The sequence below is a fragment of the Streptomyces sp. NPDC050528 genome (assembly GCF_044457795.1).
In the GTDB taxonomy this organism is placed as follows: Bacteria; Actinomycetota; Actinomycetes; order Streptomycetales; family Streptomycetaceae; genus Streptomyces.
On sequence record NZ_JBITHH010000009.1, the window covers coordinates 26301 to 45724 of the forward strand.

Consider the following 19424-nt stretch of genomic DNA (forward strand, 5'->3'; position numbering starts at 1 on the left):
GCGGGGCCTGGAGACGGGAGAGGAGGTATGCGATGAAAGAGCCGAAGAAGGCCGCGCCGCCGCCGGTGGTGGTGAACGCGGAGTCGGTACGGACGCTCCAGCGCCGAGTGCAGGCGTTCGCCGCGACCGGCGCCACCAGCCACGCGCCGACCACCTACCACCGGTGACCCGCGCCCGCTGGTGAAGGCGGCCGGGGACGCCGTAATCGTCCCCGGCCGCTTCACGGCCCGCACCATCCACGACCACGCACGAGGAGACGCATCATGGCCGCTCCCACTGGGCTGGAACTGACGTTCCTGGGCCACCAGACGTGGCACATCACCGACGGCCTGTCCACGGTACTGCTCGACCCGATCCTCGCCGAAGGCTTCGGCGCTGGGAACCTGGGCTTCTCCATCTGGCCGCCCCGCAGCATCGACGTGACGGCGATGCCGGCGCCGGACGCGGTGATCCTCAGCCACGAACACCTGGACCACTTCCACCTGCCCTCACTCGACCTCCTGCCGAGGACCGTCGCGGTGTACACCGGCATGACGACTCCGGGCGCCGTCACGGACGCCATCGCCGTCCTGGACTTCACCGTTCACCGCCTCGACCACACCACGCCTCTGACCGTCGCCAGTCGCCCTACGAGCGCCTGACACGTGTGCTGCCCGGCGTCCTACGAGACCTGGAGGCCGTGCAGCCCATCCCGTTGGCTGTCGGACATTACCGCCGCTGGTGCACCGAGTTGGCGCGCTACAGCTTCCACACCCGCGACCTCTTTCCAACGGCGGACGAACCTCCCACCGACCGTGAACCTATTGATAGATAAGCCGAGTTCGGCGATGACACGGGAACCCGCGTGGTCTCTCACACCTCCCCCTCCTGGGCAGCCAACGGCTCGTAGCTTGCCTGCCGCTGACCGGCAGATGGACAGTCACCTCCGGCCAGTAGAGCCCTGGGCATGGAAAGCGACGGCAGATGGCACCGGACGGGAAGCCGACTCCTCTACGCCGGTGGTCCCCGAAACAGCGTCGAACTGAGGGTTGATCAAGCGCAGCGGCCCGACGGCGTCACCGTGGACTATCCGCACGCGGCCGTGCCCGACTTCTCTGAACTACTCTGATTTGGCGATACGGACCTTCGAATGCGCGGGGCCAAAGCTTGTCTTAATACGTCGAACCCGTTGATCGGCGCTAACGGCTCCAACTGGCCGTCTTCGTCACGTGCTGCTTCTTTTCTTTCTATGCGGTCGTCTGGGCCATTGCTGCGGGGCTGCCGTACACGACATAAGCCAGCCACGTCGGATCGCCGCCGTACAGATCGCGGATGGTCTGCCGTGCCGCAAGGGAAGCCTGGCCAAGCGGTTGCCGACGGGCGATCAACTGGTCGTAGAAGGCTTCGGCGAACTGCAGAGCGGATTGCGACCGCACCGGCCAGAGGGTGCCGACGAACGCGCCCGCACCCGCGTTGAGGAACTGCGGTGCCCACCCCAGGCTCTCGCCGAACCAGTCGATCTCGCCAGCGCTCCGGCAGGCGTTGAAGAACACGAGAGGACGCTCGGAGCGCAGGGCACGCAACTGTGCCGCCGACGCCAGATCGATGGGGTCGAAGGGACCATCGGCCATGGTCACGCACGAGCCAGTCCCCGTGAACGCGTTGTGGCAGGCGAAGTGGAGCAGGCCCGCATGCCCGCCTTCGATCAAAGCGGTCAGCGCCGCCCGCTCGGTCAGTACGCCGTTATCGGTCACCTTCGCGCCCAACAGGGCACGCAGGGACCTGACTTCTTCCCCTGCGTCGGCAGGGGAGCCCGGCGGAACAACGAACGCCACGCCCGGCAGGGCGATCTCGCGGACGCGGTCCTGCCCGAACACACGGCGCACTACGGGGAGCCACTCGGCCAGGAATCCTCTGTCTTCTTGCCCTTCGTTCAAGGGATACAGCAGCTCCCAAGGGACGATGTCGTGCTCCCCCAGCACCGTGAAGGCCGTCACCTGGTCGACTTCGTCCCAGAACTGGCTCTGGACGGCTTGCGGAACCGCGGCGGTCCACAGTTGTACGCCGTGATTGCGCAGGCGGTCCCGCAGACGCTGCGCGTCCCTGTCGCCCCCGCCGGTCGTGGCGGCCTTCGCGGCGTTCCTCAACTCGGCGTAGATCCGCTCGGTGGCCTGGCGAGGGTCACCGGCGCGGAAGTGAAAGACCTCAGGTGCGTGGAACGTCTCACCGATCAGCTGGAAGCTGAAGGTGCCGGCCGCTTCGTCCTTGAGTACCTGGAGCGTGACTTCTCCGGGATCAAACGCCATGGATGGCAGCGGTGCGTGACGCTGAGAACCGTCCACCGTGACGCTGCCGTGGGCCACCGATATCTGGCAGTTCACTTCGCCGAGGAAGGTGCCGCCCCGGAATGCCCGCACGGTCACCTGGTGCAGTCCCGGTGTCGGAGCCTTCAACCGGAACCGCAGTACGTCCGACTCCTGACCGGGTCTGACGTGCAACTCCTGCTGCAGGTCGTCGACGGCCACTAGACCAGGAGCGTGAATCGTGACCAACACCCGGGCCCCTTCAGGCGGGAGAGCGAAAGGACGCAGTGACCCTCCCCTTCCATTGCCTCGGACGATCTGCACATGCAGGGGTACCACGCGCCCGGGCGAGGTCTGGTCGGCCAGCTCCGCGACCAGCGACCGCGGCTCCATCGAGCCGCCGTCTGTACGGCGGACTGCCACTGGCGGAAGCGACGGCGGACCGCTGGCCATGTCACGCGGGTCTGCACGGGAGGCGGCCCGCCGGCCCGCCACTCCGAGTACCTCGTCGATGGCCTCCAGGCTGAGCCGGTCCTCCCGGGCAGCCGACGCCGCGATGATCAGTTCTCCGCACAACTCGATCTCGGCGAGGGACACCGGGTCCTGAACTGCCGTATCCTGATGGGCATTTTCGGCGGCCAGCATGGAGCTGTGCCGCTCGAATCGTTGAAGCTGCCGCATGAGTCGGAGCGCATCCTGACGCCCGCCGATCAATAGCTCGGCCTGGGCCAGGTTGGTCCGCTGCATGTCCCTGTCTTCGTCCGTGTGGCTGTCCGCCTCCAGCCGGACGGACAGCCGCACGCGCAGGCCGAGTTCGGCGCCCAGGTCATACCAGCGACCATTGGCGTACTCACGTAAAATGGCTCGGTTGGCCTGCTCGGCCTCGGCCACGCCGTAGGCCGAGGTGACCTCGCGCAGCCGCTCCAGTACCGGCGCGGTGAGCCGCTCGCCGACATCTGTGACAACCTCGACGGCGACCAGATAGGGGTCGGTGACCGTCCACTTGATGTCCACCTCGGCCTTGAAGAAGGCAGTGGCGCCAGCGGCCGGCAGCTCCATCCGGATCGTTGTCACGAAGGTACCGAGCGCGATCTCACAGACTTTGTACGGCCGGGCCAGCACCGTCCGTTTGCCGACGTGCCGGGTCCCCGAGACAGTGACCACGCTGTAGCCGCCGGTCGGGTAGAAGAGCACGAATGCCCGGCCAGTGGCCGCATGCCGATACATGCCTGTCGGCACGTACTCCCGCAAGAACGGGCCCGCGGGTCGCGCGCCTCCAGCCGCCGCATCCTTGTCCTCGGTCATGCTTCGCCTTTCTGCATGTCGGCGTCAGGGAGCGGTCGCCGAGACACCTTTCATGACCTCGGCAATGGTCGCGGCGACATCGGGCAGGTCCCAGTAGACGGAGTGAGTCCACAGACCGGTACTGGCGGAGTGCGGCACAGGTCGGTCGACTGGGCTACTGCCGTCGCTGAGCCGGAACACCTGGGAGGCCGCGAACGCCAGCATGTCCAACGGCTCCCAGAGATTGGTCCAATGGCTGAGTGAGGTGGGCAGTTGGACCGGCGCATAGCCGGAGTAGGGCAGGAGTTGCCCACCGCGTGGGTCACAGATATGGAAGAACGCCGCTTGGGACCCGAAGGTGACCAGCTGGTCGGTCCACAGGGGATCCTGTGCGGTGGCCATGTCCACCGCGATGACGCCCCCAAGGCTGTGGGCGACCACCCGCACGGGGTGCTCCGGACTGCGCCCCAGCCTCGGGTCGACCTCATCCACCTGGGCCCTGACACGGGCGTGAATCGCATCGCGGTGACGTTGGTAGACCAGCACGTCGCCCAGGAAACGCGTGGTGCCGGGTCCGAAGCGCGTGCGGACGGCGTCGTTGATACGGCCTGCGACGGCGCCGATCGCCGCGCCCGCGACCCGGTCGAGGTCGCGGAGCCGTCGCCGCACCAAGTGGCGCAGGCGTCCCGGAGAGCCAGGCTCGCTGCGCAGACCGTCGTATCCGTGCCCGTCGTAGTCCTGAATGTCCATGTCCAGGAGCACCTGAGCCAGGGCGCGGCCGGTCTCGGTGAGCAGGGCCGGGTCGTCGACGCGGCTGAGCCAACGGGTGTCCTGCCACTCGGCAGCAAGGCAGTCCATGATGTCGTCCGGAGTGGGGCCACCCGAGCCCGGGCTGTCACGCAGGGGGCCGGAGTCGGTATCCAGTTCCTCACGCAGTACGGCGTCGATGATCTCCAACTGGTCGGCCGTGCGCGACTCGTCGGGGAAAAAATAGGGCGGAAGGGCATCGGGGGCTTCGTCGCGCAGCACGCCGTCGGGTCCGATCGCGGGCGCGTATGCCGCGTCCCGGGTGGGAAGGGCCGCGGTGATGAAGCGGTCCTCGGCTCCGAGGTCGCCCCAGTACACCGGCACCATGGACGTTCCCGTGGCGGCTTGGAGGGCCGCGACGGCGGCAGTGAAGTCGTCGCGGTCACGGTTGGCGACACCGTGGATGACGAAGACCTTATCTGTCATGAGAAGTTACTCCTTCGCGGATAGCTGGGTTGTCCTGACGCGAGGTGTTGGGGCAATGGGCGCGGATCGCGCCGGGCGGAGAACATCGGCTGTGCGGACGTCGGCCCACTCGCCTGGCGGTAGCGCTCGTTGATCAGGAAACCCTTCGGGTCGTTGCCGTGGCCGCGGGGCTCCCGTATACCGCGTACGCGAGCCAGGTCGGGTCGCCGTCGAGGTCCCTGATGGCCTGGCGGGCCGCGAGTGAAGCCTGTCCCAAGGGCTGTCCGGCGTCGAGGAGTTGTCCGTAGAAGGTCTTCGCGAACCGCATGGCAGAGTCGGACCGGACCGGCCAGAGCGTGCCGATGAACGCGCCGGCCCCGGCCTTCAGGAATGTCTGGGCCCAGCCGAGGGTGTCGCTGAACCAGGGAATCTCACCTGCGCTGCGACAGGCGTTGAAGAACACGAGTGGTTGCTGGGCACGCAGGCTGTGGGTTTGCGCGGCGGTCGCAAGGTCGCGGGGTGTGAAGTGGCCGTCAGCCATGTGAACCCGGGACCCGGAGCGGGAGAAGCCGTTGTGGCAGGCGAAATGCAACAGGCCGGCGTGACCGCCCTCGATCAGGCTGGTGAGTGCCTCGCGTTCGGTGAAATCTCCGACGTTCGCCACTTCCGGCCCGAGCAGATCGCGCAGTTCGTTTATCTCAAGTTGCGCCTCCTCCGGTGAACCCGGCGGCATGACGAAAGCCGCGCCCGGAAGGTTGATCCGGTGGACGCGGTCCTGACGGAAGACGCGGCGCACGACGGGCAGCCACTCGGCGAGGAAGCCGTTGTCGTGATCCGCGTCGAGCGGGTAGAGCAACTCCCAGGGCACGAAGTCGTGTTCACCCAGCACCGTGAAAGAAGTGATGCGGTCGGCCTGTTCCCAGAACTGGCGCTGTACGGCCTCCGGAACGGCCGACGACCACAACTGCACGCCCTCGTTCTTCAGACGCTTTCGCAGCCCGGCCGCGTCGGCAGACGAAGCACGTCCGGCCCGGCTGGCCGCCTCGCGCAGCTGATCGTAGATCTGCTCGGTCGCCTCGGCGGGGTCGCCACCGCGGTAACGGAACAGCTCAGGCGGATAACAGGTCTCGCTCAGCAGCTGAAAACTGAACGAGCCGTCCTCGGCGCGGTGTACCTGCAGCGTGGCCTCTCCCGGTTCGAAGGCGATGCCCGGCAATACCGCGCGCCGTTGGGGCCCGTCCCTGGTCACCCCACCCTCGGTGACTGAGATCTGGAGGTGCACCGCTCCTAGATACGTGCCCTTGTGGAAGGCGCGGACCGTCACGTGGTGAAGGCCCGATGTCATCGTGCGCAGGCCGAAGTACAGGACATCGGAGTCCCGGCCCGGGTACACCATGAGTTCCTGCGTGAGGTCCCCCAGTGCGCGCAGGCCCTGCGCGGTGACGGTTATCGTCAGCTGCGCACCCTCCTTGGGCACGTGGAACGAGCGTATGAGGACACTGCCTTGCCCTTGGCCGGGCTCTCGGGTGATCTGTACGTGAAGCGGGACCTCTCGGTCCGGGGCGGCTTGCTCCGCCAGTTCAGCGATCAGGTGGTGCGGTTCGGAGAGCCCATCGTCTCCTGCCGCGGGGGCGATAGGTGCCGACTCGTCGTCATCCTCATCGATCAAGAAACCACGCATCGGTGACGGGGACGGGCCCTGCGGGCGGATCGGAGCCATTGGCTGGGTCATCGCGGGGGACATCGGCTGCTGATCGCCGTAGGACCGAGGTGAGAAGGACGGAGCTCCGCGCGTAGTAGGCCCAAACTCATTCCCGGGACGCTCTGAACCCGATCCGGCGCTGTCGAGACCCCCATCTTCCGTGTTCTGGCGAGCCTCAGCCAGAGCAGGGAAACCCTGGTCGTTCATGTCAGTTGCTGCACTACGCCCCTGTGCGATGCCCCGACGGAGATTGGTCAGTCGGCCGCGTACGTCGTCAGGCGCACGGGAGACCTGCGGACCGGTTTGGTGCTGTTGCTGTTGAGCCGTGCCCGGTATGAGGTTCGCCCTGGGCACCCGGCGCGGCAGGCCGGAGGTGGTGACGTCGCCCGCAGCCGGCTGTCGTACGCGCTCTGCCTGCCGAACGAGGTCGTCGTTCGGCGAGCTGCGCCAGGCACCGTCCGTGGGACGCTGGGGGGTTGCCGGTGCCTGCGGCTGCGGGGCGGGAGCGGAGCCGTTGCCCTGCTGCTGTTCCGCCTGCTGGCCGTGGAACCAGTTGGTCTCCAGTGCGTCGTACAGCGGCGTCCTGCCGTCACCGGGACCCGTGGCAGGCGGCAGCGCTTCGGGCTGCTGGCGGGTGGGACGCTGCAGGGCGCCGAAGTCGGCACCGTTGGGGGGCCCGTTCGCCTGCGGGCGCTCGAATTGCCCGTTGGTCGACGGAGTCGACGGTTCTGCCGGATTCTGACGGCCCGGCAGATTGTGCTGCCCGGTGGAACCGTTGTCGTACCCCGGCGTCGCGAACTGACCGGGGGAGCTGCCGTCGTACACCTGCGGAGCGGCGAACTGGCCCGTGTCGGATTGGCTGGTCGGACCGAAGAACTGGCCACCGTTCTGCGGGGTGTTCGCGTCAGGAAGCGGAGCGTCGAAGCCCAGACGCCGGAACTGCGGGAACTGCCCAGTGTCCTGCGGCCTGTGGGCACCCGGAGGGGGGAACTGCCCGCTGTTCTGGGAGGTGTTCGCACCCTGACGCGGAGCGTTGAGGTCCGGGCGGGGGAACTCCGAGGTGGCTGCGGGACCCTGCTGCGCGTCGGGCCGGGGAGCCACCGGCATCTCCGGCGTGGAGCCGGGGCCCTGACGGTCGTCGACGCGCGGCATCCGGGAGGTCTGCTCCGCGTCCCGCTCGTCGTGGCCGAGCTGGGCGTCGAGGTTGCCGCGGCCCAGCGGGGGCTGCGCGTTCTCGTCGCTCCAGCTGGGGCGCTGGTTGCCATCCGCCTGCTCGAAACGCGCACCACCACGCGGCGGAAGCTGCGGCTGGCGCCCGCGGCGCCGGCCACCACCGCGCGGCGGCTCGACCTCCTCGTTCTTATGCGGCGACGGAACCGCGCCGATCTGCTGCGGGTTCCCGCCACCGAAGGTGTCCTGGCGACCGTCACCGAAGCCCTGCGGCGCCGACGGACCCTGCGGCCCATACGCACCACCCGGAGCACCGGGACGTCCACCGCCCGCGCCGGGCAGCGCGGCCCGCGGGCCCTGACCGGCACCGACCTGGCCGCGCGCAGCGGCCCCGGCGCCGAGAAGGCCACCGGCACTGCCAGGCCACTGGGGCGGGCCCACCGTTGGATACGGGGCGGGCCCCGACTTCGGTCCCTTGGGGAGGGTGTCGAAGTCCGTGCCCGGCTCACCGGGAGGCTGGCGCTTTGTCTGTGAGAATCCTTCTGCGACGACCGCCGCCAGTTCGCGGTACGCGTCCCGGGTTGCGTCCTGCATGCCCTCCAGATCCACGCGGCCACCGTCCGCGAGCCGTTCGTCGAACGGCACGACGACAACGCTGCGGCAGTATCCGCCCAGATACTCGGCAGCTTCGCGGGCATCGGCCATGGTGTCGCGGTCGCGCACACCGGTCAGGACCAGGTGAGTGTGATCGGCAAGGTAGCGATACGTGGCCAGTGCGTGAGCGGTGGCGGCCAGACTGGACTCGGACAGGCTACTGACGAAGATCTGCTGGTCAGCCCCGGTCAGCGCGACAAAGGTAGTGAGCCCATCCGCTCCAGTAGCGCAGTCGGTGAGGACGACGCCATACGAGCTGAGGGCAGTGAGGAGGGCACTGTAGGACACCCCGTCGAGCGGCTCGCTCGGTGCGGTGGCGACCGCGGCGCCCGCAAGAATCTCCAGGCCGGAGGGCGCACGGGAGGTGAACTCCCTTATGTCAAAGCCGCCTTCGGCGAGGCGAGCGGCCAAGTCCCGCAGAGTCACCGCGTTGTTGAGGGCGGGGGCAAGACGGCCCAGCATGCCGTCATTGGCATCCACCGCGATGATCTGGTCGTCCCGCTCGGAAGCAAGCACGGCGCCAAGGCCGGCAACCGTCGTGGTCTTTCCGGTTTTGCCTTGCGCGCTGACGACCGCGACGAGATGCGTGCTCCCGGACGGAACTGGCGTGCGGATAGCCTCGCCGATGCCAGTGGCGTCGTGTTGGGCCGAGATCCTTCCCACCCGCCACCACCGTCGACGTATCGCCGACATGGGCCACCTCCCCCGAACACGCTTTACTCTGACCCGATCTGCCTTCGCGTCGATCAGTTCGCTTGGACGTGCCCAACCATCCAAGCCACACCAGGCGCCATGGGTGAACAGCGACCCACCTGAACTTGCCGAGCCACGATGCTAGTTCGGGAAGCACTTCGCTACGCGGCGCTCCGACCAATCGCTACGCAAACCACACCTGTCTACTCGCGCTCGGTGCGTTAACTGCGGACGAGCTCGTAGTCCGGGGCTGTGCACAGGGCTACCCCGCGATGCTCGCCTCTCCGGCTCCAGAGTGGTCGGTGCTCGGTTTCACTCGCAGGCGATCTTCCGTTTCTGCCGCCGCTGCAGGTCTTCCTGCGAACCCGCTCACTCCGCGCCACCACGTCAGGGGCCGTGGTCACACCAGGGTGGCGCGAGCGGCGGGACTCCCGTACACGGCGTAGGCGAGCCACGTGGGGTCGCCATCATGGTTCCGGATGGCCTGGCGGGCCTTCATCGACGCTTCCCCCAATGGGAGTCCGCTGGTGACCAGGTGGGTGTAGAAGGCGTCCGCATAGGCCAGTGCAGAGTCCGAACGCACGGGCCACAAGGTGCCGATGAACGCCCCGGCGCCCGCTTCGAGGAACTGCGGTGCCCAGCCCAGGGAGGCGCTGTACCAATCGATCTGGCCAGCGCTGCGGCAGGCGTTGAAGAACACCAGTGGGCACGTGGCGCTCAAGGCACGGGATCCCTGTGCGGTGGCGAGGTCCAGTGGGTCGAAGGGGCCGTCAGCCATGCTGACCTGGGAACCGGCCTCGGTGAACGCGTTGTGGCACGCGAAGTGCAACAGTCCGGCCAGCCCCTCATCGAGGCGGCTCTGGACCTCCGCGCCCCGGGTCAGGATGCCGCCGTCGCCCATCGCGGGACCGAACCGGGCACGCAGAGCGGTGACCTCGCGCTCCGCCTCGGGTGGCGATCCGGGTGGTACGACGAAAGTGGCTTGGGACAGGAGGAGTTGCCGAACCCGCTCCTGACCGTGGACACGACGTACCACGGGAAGCCATTCGGCGAGGAAGCCGTCGCCCTGCTGTGTTCCGTCGAGCGGGTACAACAACTCCCACGGCACTACGTCGTGCTCACCAAGCACGGTGAAAGCGCGAACCTTGTGGACTTCCCGCCAGAACTGCCCCCGCACCGCGTCGGGTACAGCAGCTCGCCAAAGGGCTACTCCCAGGTTTTTCAGACGTCTGCGTACCTGTTGGGCATCCGCGCCGACGCCGGCCACCGCTGCGATCCTGCGCAGTTCCCGGTAGATGTTCTCCGTGGCCTGCCGGGGGTCGCCGGCCTTCAGCTGGAACGCCGGGGCATAGCTGGTCTCGCTGAACAACTGGAAACTGTAACCGTCGGCGGCTTTGAGTACCTGTAGCGTCACCTCGCCCGGGTCGAAGGCGAGTGAGTCCAGCGGTGCCGTGCGCGGCGCTCCATCACGGGTGGGTACGTCCGCCTCGACCGAGATCTGCAGCCGCAACTCCCCGAGAAATGACCCCCCTCTGAACGCACGCACCGTGACCGAATGCAACCCAGGCCGGACGGTACGTAGGCCAAAGCGGAGCACATCAGAGTCCCGCCCTTCCTCGACCCGCACTTCCTGCTGCAAGTCACCCAGCGCCAGAAGCCCCGGCGCGTGCACCGTGATCAACAGCCGAGCCCCCTCGGCCGGTATCTCGAACTCCCGGAGGAGTGCACCTGCCTTGCCGCCACCGCAGGTGACTTGGACCTGCAGCGGTACCTCGCGCCCCGGTGGTGCCTGCTCGGCGAGCTCAGCTTTCAGCCGACGCCGTTCCGGGGGGTCATCCTTCTCGCTGGCAATGGGGCCATTGAACGTCCCGTCCCTGAAGTCGGGGTGGTCACCGGCCAGGGGGGCAGCGTCGACGACGTGATTGCGCCTGTCCCGGCCCGCGCGTACACCGCTGATGGAGCGGAGTCGACCGTGACCTCGCGCCCATCCCGTTCCAGCCGGTTGGTGAGGGCGAGGAAGCGGGCGCGGCGGGGCACCGGGACCAAGCCGCGGATCATGAGGTGCCACATCTCGGCAACCCTGCGGGGCTCCTGCGCGACGGGGTCGAGGGAGCGACCGACGAATACGGTGCCGACGAAGAACCTCACGAGAGAGTGGGCCGCGGCGTCGATGTCGGCGTCCGTGAGGATGTCGGCTTGCGCGGCGGCGCCGTGGAGTGTGCGGGTGGCGATGTCGAGCAACTCGGTGAAGGGGTCCCGCAGTGGCGGGCGTATCACCACGCCCCCGGTGGCGAGGCGCAGGCCGGCCCGGAGAACCGGGCTCTCCACGGCGAGGCGCGTGAGGCCGAAAGTCGTGCGTATCAGCACCTCCAGCGAGGAGTACCCCGCGTCGTCCACTTCCCTCGCAACCTGGCGGAACGCTCTGGACTGAATCTCCATGATGGCTAAGGCGAGGTCCTCTTTCGAGGCGAAATGGAAATACAAAGCGCCCTTGGTTACCTGGGCGTGATCGACGATGTCACTGAGCCTGGTGGATTCGTAACCGCGACGGTCGAACAGATCAGCTGCGGCTATGACAATCGCAGTGCGGGTCTGGTCGGCGCGTAACTGCCTCGACATTGGCTGGACACTCCTGGCGCTAAAAGAGCGGGTCGTGCCGTTGGTTTCCTGCTCCGTGGACACGGTATCTGACCGTGTCGCGCCAGCAGCCGACTCATCCGCCCGTCCATCGTCTCGGCGGGCGGAAGGGCCCCTGATGGATCGCCTCCGTTGATATCTTCCGCCAGCTCATGATCGGTGAACCCCCGGGGCCCGATGTCGATGATCGCCGAACAGTAAAACCTCACTCCTCCATAAACACGCACTCGGGGAAGCTGTGCCGAATCCGGGAACCCCGCCGCGGGCACCGCGATCTCCAGATCGCCGTGTAGCCGCGGCTGTTTCCCACGGAACAGCTCCAGCGCGCACCCGGTCGCGACGCAGGGCGCACCGACCCCGTCCAACCGCTCCGCGACTCGTTCCGGACGCCAGGCGTCCGCCCAGCGGGCCTCCGATTCGTCCACATCGTGCACAGCGCCGCCGGGCGGCAGGGATTCGATCATCGGCACAACTTACTGCCGCAGCCCCACCCGGGTAGGGCTCTTTGTAGGCACCGGATCCACGCCCGCTACCAGGACGGATACGACGTCATCGCCTTGGTCACTCTGGCAGAGCAGCACCCGTCTGATCACTTGTTGCAGCCGCATTTGACGCCCTCCTATCCTGGATTGCAACGCGTCGAAGGAAACGAGTAGCCGAGGGATCACGCGAGCAGAGAGAGCTGCCGGTAGCTGTGAAGGCGGTCTCGCGCCCTTTGGTGAAGACCCTCCTGAGCGCGGGGAGGAGCGGCCCCTGTGGCCTAATGCCCCGCCGGCTGGCCCCCGTCATCCGGCATGAATGAGGCCGCCGCTGTCTGGCGGTGGCAAAGGCGTGGTGGCACCACGAGTACCCTTCTCGCCCACGCTCCCAAGGGATCATGACGACGCCCCTTGGAGGGCTGCGATGATCCACACGACTAGCCGTGTATTGGTCTCTGAGCTGCGGCAACACGTAGGTGAGACCGTTTCTGTCTCCGGCTGGGTGAACACGCTCCGGCTGCAGGCCAAGATGCAGTTCGTGGTCGTACGCGACCACACCGGCATGGTGCAGGTCACCCATCGCCGTGGCGGTGAGGACGACGAAACCGAGGCCGCCCTGGAAAGGCTGACCACCGAGTCCGCAGTCCGCATCACCGGGCGCGTGGTCGACAACGCGATCGTGAAGCTCGGTGGCCTGGAGCTCATCCCCGAAAGCGTTGAGGTGCTGAACCGGGCTGAGACGCCGCTCCCGATCGACGAGCAGACCGGCAGCGAGCACCGTCTGGACTGGCGGTTCCTCGACGTACGGATCCGCCGCCAGACACAGCTGCTGTTCGCGACGCAGACCACCTTCGAGCAGGGCATGCGCGAGTACGCCTACAGCCAGCGCTGCACAGAGATGCACACCCCCAAGCTCATGGGCACCGCCTCGGAGTCCGGCGCCGAGGTATTCGAGCTCGGCTACTTCGGCCGCTCCGCCTACCTGGCGCAATCGCCGCAGTTCTTCAAGCAGATGGCGATCGCCGCCGGCATCGACAAGGTCTTCGAGATCGGCCCTGTGTTCCGCGCGGAGCCGTCGTTCACGTCCCGGCACGCGACGGAGTTCACCGGCGTGGACGTGGGGCTGGCGTGGATCACGGACGTCGAGGACGTCATGGGCTTCGAGGAACGCATGCTCGCGCATGGCCTGGCCAAAGTCGCCGAACAGCACGGTGAAGCGATCCGCGAGGCGTTCGGGGTCGAGGTGGCCGTACCTCGGGTGCCGTTCCCGCGCATCACCATGACCGCGGCCCAGGAGATCCTGCGGGGCAAGGTCTGGGACACGGAGGGGGTGAAGGAGGACCTGGACCCTGAGGGCGAGCGTGGCGTCACGGCGCACGTCAAGGAGCAGACGGGCCACGACTTCGTGTTCATCACGCACTACCCGACGAGCATCCGGCCCTTTTACCACATGCGCCCCGCGGACCGGCCGGACCTGACGCTGAGCTTCGACCTTCTGTGGAAGGGCCTGGAGATCACCACCGGCGCGCAGCGCGAGCACCGCTACGACGTGCTGGTCAAGCAGGCCGCCGAGAAGGGCATGAGCACCGAGCCGCTGCAGGACTATCTGAACGCCTTCCGCTACGGCTGCCCGCCGCATGGCGGTGTGGGTATGGGGCTGGGCCGGGTGCTGATGGTGATGCTCGGGCTGGACTCGATCCGTGAGGTCACGTTCTTGTTCCGCGGCCCGAACCGCCTGACCCCGTAGGCACGTTCACGCAGGAGTGAGGTGCCCGGGTGGCGGGGTAGCCAGGTATGCACCGCCACCCGGGCAGTGTTATGCGGTGTCCGCCTCCGGCTTGCGGGTGGTGTTCGGCTTGCGGCGCGGTCCGTCACCGGCTCCGTTGAGTGGGAGTAGGGATTCCAGGGGTGCGCCGCTGTTCCAGGCGCCGAACAGGTCGCGGTTGACGGCGATGATGTCGTGCCGCACAGCGAGATCTCGGGCGGCTTTCCCGAACGGGCAGGTGGCGACGAACAGCGCCACATCCGCTCTGTGTTCGAGTTTCGCGGTGCCGACGAACTTCTGCATGTCCCCGCTGGGGACGTACCGGTGGGGTACGTAGTGCTTGACCTGGGCCACCAGGTGCCGGCCATCGGGAAGTGTGCCAACGACGTCCGCTCCGAGATCGCCCGAGCCTCCCGTGACGGCGACGTTGGTGCACCCGTCGCGGCGGCACAGTTCGGCAACGTAATGCTCGAAGTCCTGCCAGCTCATGGCGTCGATGGAGACCATGGAGCGTTCGAGTTCCATGCGCCGGTTCTGCTCGCGCCAGACGCGGTCCCCCGTCCGCTCCCGCCGGTGCGCCTTCCACAGCACCCATCCCAGGCCGGCGAGCGCGGTAGCGCACAAGATGATGATCAGGAGCCAGGGTGACTGCCACAGCACGAACAGGACCGCCGCCACGACGACCGCCGCGAAACCGATGCGCTGCTTGGCTTCGCGGCGTCGTGTGACCTTACTGCGGCGTCTCTTTTTCGCAGCCATCGCGCCCCCTCTTTCGTGATCTTCCGGACAGTGTGGAAGCGGTCCGACAGGTGGCCAAGAGGGCCTTCTCAGCCACCTCAGTGGCGAACGTTCCGAAGGTCGGTCAGCTACGGCTGACGCTCATGCTGAGCGCATCTGCTCGGCACCTGCCGTCAGCGGCGCGCTGCGTGGAGAAAGACGACCAGCGAGAGTTCGTGCCGCGAAACGTCGAGGCGGACCATGCGGCTTCTGAGGCACACTGACCGAGCCCACGCACTGGGCGTATCGCTCCCTGGCGTTGAGTTCGTTCGGAGGAACGCGATTGACTGAGTCCGGTCAGCCGACGGCCCGGTGGAAGAGCGAACCGATGACAACGCGGCTCATCGCTGCCGTTCTCGTCACACATCCTGACAACGGCAGACTCCTCACCCTGCGGCGGAGCTGCCACTTGGATTTCGCGCCTGGCGAGTGGGATGTGCCCAGCGGCAAGGGCGAACCCCGGGAACCGATCACCGCGACCGCGGTACGGGAATTGAAGGAGGAGACGGGCGTCGTGGCCGCCGAGGCGGACCTGCGCCTCGTCCACGTCGTCCATGGCTCCTGGGGAGCGGAGGCCCCGGGGATGTTCATGGCCCTGGTCTTCCACACCAACGAGTGGAGCGGTACTCCCCACAATGCGGAACCGCACAAGCACGACACCATCGCCTGGGTGCCTCCGGACGACCTTCCCCAACCCTTCACCCACACCACCCTGGTCGCCGTCAAACGGTACCTGGACGGAGGCCCGATCCTTTCGTTCGACGGCTGGCCAGAGGCCGGATGACGGTCAGTCCGGGCAGCTGCCGCAGGGCCGTCATCCAGAGGCGTGAAGCTCAGCAATGAGCCGTGCGGCTTCCCTCCTGGCCGGCTCCAGCCGGGGATCCTCGGGGTGCGCGTGCGGTCCTGCGACCTTCGCGCAGACGAACAATGCCATCAGCCGGCCGGACCTGCTCTCCAGGTCCGGCCGGCGCTCGCTCCACACACGCTCCGCCAGGTCCGGGACGGCGAGGGAATGGCCCCATAGAGTTGCCGCGTCCAACCCTCGTGGCGCCGTGCCCCAGTCCTCCCAGTCGATCATGCAGAACTCCGGGCCGGTCACGTTCGCCCACGTCAGGTCGGCATGCGCCGGCCGCCACTCCGCCACCGTGGTGTCGGGTACCTCGGGAAAGACCTTCCCGAGGGTTGCCGTCACCAGCTCCTGCGTGATGGTTTCGGTGTCAGGTGTGGCGATGCGGGGTGCGGACTGGGCAGCGAGCGCGTCCAGCGAAGTGTTCAGCGCGGACCACCACGCATCCGGGAGACGAGGGTCTTCGATCACGAGAGCGGCTTGCCCGACCGGCGCGGCGTTGACCAGTTCCATCTCATCCGCCCGCCACATCACCGGCTCACCCGGCTCACGCCATGCGAACCCTGCGTACCACCAGGGCATGACGACCCCGCTCAGGACAGCGGCGGATTCGGGACCGTTCCACCCCTGGGCACCGATCCGGTCGAACCCCCGCCGCTCGATGCGCACCCACGTCCCGCGGTCCGTCCGCGCCCCGACGGTTCGGCGCTTGCGCACCAGCGTCTCCCGGTCGAGACGCACCTGCAGCGACCGCTCCACACGGTCCAGCACGCCGTCAAGCGATTCTCTGCGTAGATCAACAGCACGAGGCACAGGCAGCGTCATACGCGGGACCGTAGCAACCACGCGGAGCCGGATCCCACCGGTCAGGTCAGACCGGCGAGCACCTCGGCCATCGCACCGTAGGTCTCGCCGCCCGAGTCCTTGCCCAGCCTGTGGCGCTCAAGACGGATCGCGCCCAGGTGCCGGGCCTCGTAGACCCGCCCCCTCCACACCGCCGCAGGTGAGCGGTCCAGGGCGCCGTAGGTCTCCCAGAACGCGGTCCGCTCGTCGTCCTTGGCCGTCGCCATACGGATGGTCCAGTCAGCGGAGCTGTCACCGAAGAGGCAGCGATCGAAGTCCAGCACACCGGTGATCACCGGCTCGGGGGCTACCGCGTCCAGCAGGGCGTTGACGGTCCACAAGTCCCCGGTCAGCAGACTGGGTTCGGTGACCTCATCCAGTACGGCGCTCTCATGCACGACCACTGCGGCTACCTTCCGCACATCGGCTGCGTCCAGGCCGACCCTGTCCAGGTCGGCGGCGATCTCCTCCAGCGACGCGATCACCGCCTCGCTCCAGGTGGCGTACCCCGGGCCGTTGAGAGGCCCGAAGCGCGGTCCGTGCACGTCGTGCACGGACCGGGAAATGCTGCCCAGCTGCTGGAAAAACGCCGACCAGACCGTACGTGGATAGCCACTGAGGCGCTCGGGAGCCGGGACGCCACCGAGGAGACTCTGAACCATCCAGTCCCGGCCTATCACCTCGTGCGACCAGTCCGCTGCGATGACCCGCGGCATCAGCGGCGCGATCACCGAGAGGTAGGGCACGGACGCGAACTCGTTGCGCATCAGCTGCTGCTCGGACCGGAACTGCCGGGCGGGTTCCGGGGCGACCCGGAGGATCACCGGCCGCTCCTGTCCGGCCACTGTCACGCGATAGACGTTGTTGTACATACCCGTGCCCAGCTCAAAGGCCGAGGTGACCCGCGCATCGGCACCGTAGACGCGACGGAAGATCTGCTGGATCGCACCGGCCGTCACCGACTGCTGGAACGCGCCGGAAGCGCGATTGATCGGCCGGAATTCCATACTGGCATCTCCGAACTCGTCCGTGGGCAATCCCAACCACCCTGGGACCGTTCTGCGATTGATGCTAACGCGGTCGTCACGCTGCCAGTGAGCAGAGACGCCGTACAACACCTGAGCGCTGAGACAGGTTGACAGATTGCATAACTTCGCGCACAACACCACCTCCCGCCGCGTCTCACAGAAGTTCGGATACGCGTCCAACGGCGTACGGCGCCTTGCCGTCGACCAGCACCTCGTCGAAGCCCACGAGGCCGTCCTCACCGTCGAGCGATGGCACGGTCAGGCCCAACAGCCCATCATGGTCGAAGGGTTCGACGCCTGCCGCCATATGTTCTGCGCTCCCGGCGCAAAGCGACGGCCTGCTTGCCGCAACCTGGGCGGCCTACACGGTGGTTGCACTACGTGACCCGATCGCCGACGACCGGCTGAGCCTGGTCTGGCTGGACCTCGCTACGGGCGGATTCGCCGAAGGCGCGGTGATCCCGGCCGAACTGGAAGCAGCCTACGAAGGCCCGGACAGGGAACAGACATGAAAGCAAGCCGCCCATCGGTTCTGGTCTCTCACCCGGCCAGTGTGACCACGGCGGGCAAGGTAAGCATCAGACTCCTCGCGAGTCTTCCGCCTGGGCTACTTAAGCAGACCTTTGTGATCCGGCTGACGGTCCGGCGCTTCATCTGCGGATCGGCCGGCTGCCGACGCCGGACGTTCGCCGAACCGTTCTCCCGGCTGACCGCCCCGTACGCACGGTTCACCACGCGGCTCGACCGCGTCCTGGAGCGAGTGGGCTCGCCCTGGCGGGGCGGGCCGGCGCCCGGCTGGCGGCCCAGCTGGGCTTCGCCGTGGGACGGATGACCATGCTGCGCAGGGTCATGGCACTGCCCGATCCGTCGTTCAGTACTCCGCGGGTGCTGGGCGTGGACGACTTCGCGATCCGTCGCGGCCAGACCTACTCAACCGTCTTGACCAGCGTCGAAGACCGTCGCGTCGTCGATGTGCTCCCGACACGGGAAGCCGGGCCGCTGGCTGGCTAATCCGCCATCCCGGCGTGGAGATCATCTGCCGCGACCGGGCCGCCGCCTACGCCGAGGGCGCCCGGCGCGGCGGCCCCGACGCTGTGCAGGTCGCCGACCGGTTCCACCTCTGGCAGAGCCTCGGCCGAGCCGTGGAGACCTGCGTCGCCGCCCACCGCGACTGCCTGCGTGGACCCTCGCCCAGCGACATGCCACCGCAGGGCACCCGACCGGCTCCCGGTCGGCCGCAGGACGACTCGGATCCCGTCGGCCGGCGGGCCGAGCGGAAGAAGGCAGCACACGCACTGGTCCACGAGATGCTCGCCCAAGACCACTCACGCCGGGCGATCGCCCGCCACCTGGGCTGGGGACTGAACACCGTCCTCCGGTACGCGAACGCCGCACGCTGGCAGGACACCATCCGCGAGAACCGGCCCCGGCCCAACAGGCTGGATCCCTACAAGCCCCACCTGGAGCGACGATTCGCCGAGGGATGCACCAGCGTCACCCAACTCCACGGTGAGCTGGTGGCCGAGCAAGCGTCCGTCACCTACGGCATGGTCCGCGCCCACGTCGTCACCTTGCGCGGGGCTCCGTCCGCCGCGCCGCCGCGGCCGCCGACGGTGCGGCAGGTGACCGGCTGGATCACCCGGCACCCCTCGGCCCTGGCCGAGGAAGACCGGGCCAGCCTGAGGGAGGTCCTGGCCCGCTGTCCCGAACTGGACACGGCGGCCGGGCACGTCCGCGACTTCGGCGAGATACTCACCGATCGTCTCGGCTCCACGCTCCCCACCTGGATCGGCGCAGTCGACGCCAGCCAGCTACCCGGGCTCACCGGCTTCGCACTCCACCTGCGCCGAGACCTCGACGCTGTGACCGCCGGGCTCACTCTCGACTGGAGCTCCGGCAGCATCGAGGGCGCCGTCAACCGCATCAAGAAGATCAAGCGGCAGCTTTACGGGCGCGCCGGATTCGAACTTCTCCGCAAGATGATTCTGCTGCAGTGACCCTCCGCGATCGCGACCCTAGATGTTGCGCCAGGAACGCCTTCTGACCCCACT

At 67.7% G+C, this 19424-nt stretch carries 15 protein-coding genes and 2 pseudogenes; 7 read left to right on the top strand and 10 right to left on the bottom strand.

Annotated elements, in window-relative coordinates:
* The first annotated feature begins 32 nt into the window (after window positions 1–32).
* Both ACIBK4_RS29315 and ACIBK4_RS29320 read left to right on the top strand, forming a co-directional pair.
* A complete protein-coding gene (locus ACIBK4_RS29315; protein WP_398999274.1) occupies window positions 33–167 on the top strand; it encodes a hypothetical protein in 135 nt (44 codons plus the stop codon).
* 96 nt (window positions 168–263) lie between these two features.
* Complete coding sequence (locus ACIBK4_RS29320; RefSeq protein WP_398999276.1) at window positions 264–641, top strand: MBL fold metallo-hydrolase; 378 nt, start codon at window positions 264–266, stop codon at window positions 639–641.
* 585 nt (window positions 642–1226) lie between these two features.
* Here the strand turns inward: ACIBK4_RS29320 and ACIBK4_RS29325 are convergent.
* The 6 genes and pseudogenes from ACIBK4_RS29325 to ACIBK4_RS29350 form a co-directional block, all read right to left on the bottom strand.
* Window positions 1227–2735: a CHAT domain-containing protein gene (locus ACIBK4_RS29325; RefSeq protein ID WP_399000055.1), complete on the bottom strand. Its 1509-nt coding sequence runs from the start codon at window positions 2733–2735 to the stop codon at window positions 1227–1229.
* An 876-nt stretch (window positions 2736–3611) separates the two neighbouring features.
* On the bottom strand, window positions 3612–4799 hold the full coding sequence (locus ACIBK4_RS29330; protein ID WP_398999278.1) for a hypothetical protein: 1188 nt from the start codon (window positions 4797–4799) through the stop codon (window positions 3612–3614).
* A 133-nt stretch (window positions 4800–4932) separates the two neighbouring features.
* Window positions 4933–6687, bottom strand: coding sequence for a CHAT domain-containing protein (locus ACIBK4_RS29335; RefSeq protein ID WP_399000057.1), 1755 nt, complete (start codon window positions 6685–6687; stop codon window positions 4933–4935).
* Window positions 6688–8268: pseudogene (locus tag ACIBK4_RS29340) on the bottom strand (hypothetical protein); the annotation flags it as partial. It abuts the gene before it with no gap.
* A gap of 1129 nt (window positions 8269–9397) precedes the next feature.
* Window positions 9398–10669, bottom strand: a complete 1272-nt coding sequence (locus ACIBK4_RS29345) for a CHAT domain-containing protein (RefSeq protein WP_399000059.1) — start codon at window positions 10667–10669, stop codon at window positions 9398–9400.
* Between the two features lie 308 nt (window positions 10670–10977).
* Window positions 10978–11616: pseudogene (locus tag ACIBK4_RS29350) on the bottom strand (ScbR family autoregulator-binding transcription factor); the annotation flags it as partial.
* A 921-nt stretch (window positions 11617–12537) separates the two neighbouring features.
* On the opposite strand from ACIBK4_RS29350, the gene aspS reads away from it, so the two are divergent.
* Entirely contained in the window at window positions 12538–13860 is a 1323-nt protein-coding gene (gene aspS / locus ACIBK4_RS29355) for an aspartate--tRNA(Asn) ligase (RefSeq protein ID WP_398999280.1), read from the top strand.
* 69 nt (window positions 13861–13929) lie between these two features.
* On the opposite strand, the gene ACIBK4_RS29360 is transcribed toward aspS, so the two are convergent.
* On the bottom strand, window positions 13930–14637 hold the full coding sequence (locus ACIBK4_RS29360) for a restriction endonuclease (protein ID WP_398999283.1): 708 nt from the start codon (window positions 14635–14637) through the stop codon (window positions 13930–13932).
* A gap of 346 nt (window positions 14638–14983) precedes the next feature.
* Between ACIBK4_RS29360 and ACIBK4_RS29365 the strand changes: the two genes are divergently transcribed.
* The gene (locus tag ACIBK4_RS29365; RefSeq protein ID WP_398999285.1) at window positions 14984–15439 is read left to right on the top strand and encodes an NUDIX domain-containing protein; all 456 of its coding nucleotides are present in this window, start codon (window positions 14984–14986) and stop codon (window positions 15437–15439) included.
* A 30-nt stretch (window positions 15440–15469) separates the two neighbouring features.
* On the opposite strand, the gene ACIBK4_RS29370 is transcribed toward ACIBK4_RS29365, so the two are convergent.
* From ACIBK4_RS29370 to ACIBK4_RS29380, 3 genes are all read right to left on the bottom strand, one after another.
* A complete protein-coding gene (locus tag ACIBK4_RS29370) occupies window positions 15470–16327 on the bottom strand; it encodes a hypothetical protein (protein WP_398999287.1) in 858 nt (285 codons plus the stop codon).
* 41 nt (window positions 16328–16368) lie between these two features.
* Window positions 16369–17352, bottom strand: a complete 984-nt coding sequence (locus ACIBK4_RS29375; RefSeq protein ID WP_398999289.1) for a phosphotransferase family protein — start codon at window positions 17350–17352, stop codon at window positions 16369–16371.
* A gap of 175 nt (window positions 17353–17527) precedes the next feature.
* Complete coding sequence (locus ACIBK4_RS29380; RefSeq protein WP_398999291.1) at window positions 17528–17680, bottom strand: hypothetical protein; 153 nt, start codon at window positions 17678–17680, stop codon at window positions 17528–17530.
* Between the two features lie 61 nt (window positions 17681–17741).
* Here ACIBK4_RS29380 and ACIBK4_RS29385 point away from each other — a divergent pair, with 61 nt between their 5' ends.
* The 3 genes from ACIBK4_RS29385 to ACIBK4_RS29395 all read left to right on the top strand — a co-directional run bounded on the left by ACIBK4_RS29385 (window position 17742) and on the right by ACIBK4_RS29395 (window position 19370).
* Window positions 17742–17885 carry a hypothetical protein gene (locus ACIBK4_RS29385; protein ID WP_398999293.1) on the top strand — a complete coding sequence of 48 codons (144 nt, stop codon included), beginning with the start codon at window positions 17742–17744 and terminating at the stop codon, window positions 17883–17885.
* 316 nt (window positions 17886–18201) lie between these two features.
* Complete coding sequence (locus tag ACIBK4_RS29390) at window positions 18202–18384, top strand: hypothetical protein (protein ID WP_398999295.1); 183 nt, start codon at window positions 18202–18204, stop codon at window positions 18382–18384.
* A gap of 14 nt (window positions 18385–18398) precedes the next feature.
* Window positions 18399–19370 (top strand): transposase, encoded by a 972-nt coding sequence (locus ACIBK4_RS29395; protein WP_398999297.1) that lies wholly within the window; start codon window positions 18399–18401, stop codon window positions 19368–19370.
* The last annotated feature ends 54 nt before the right edge of the window (window positions 19371–19424 follow it).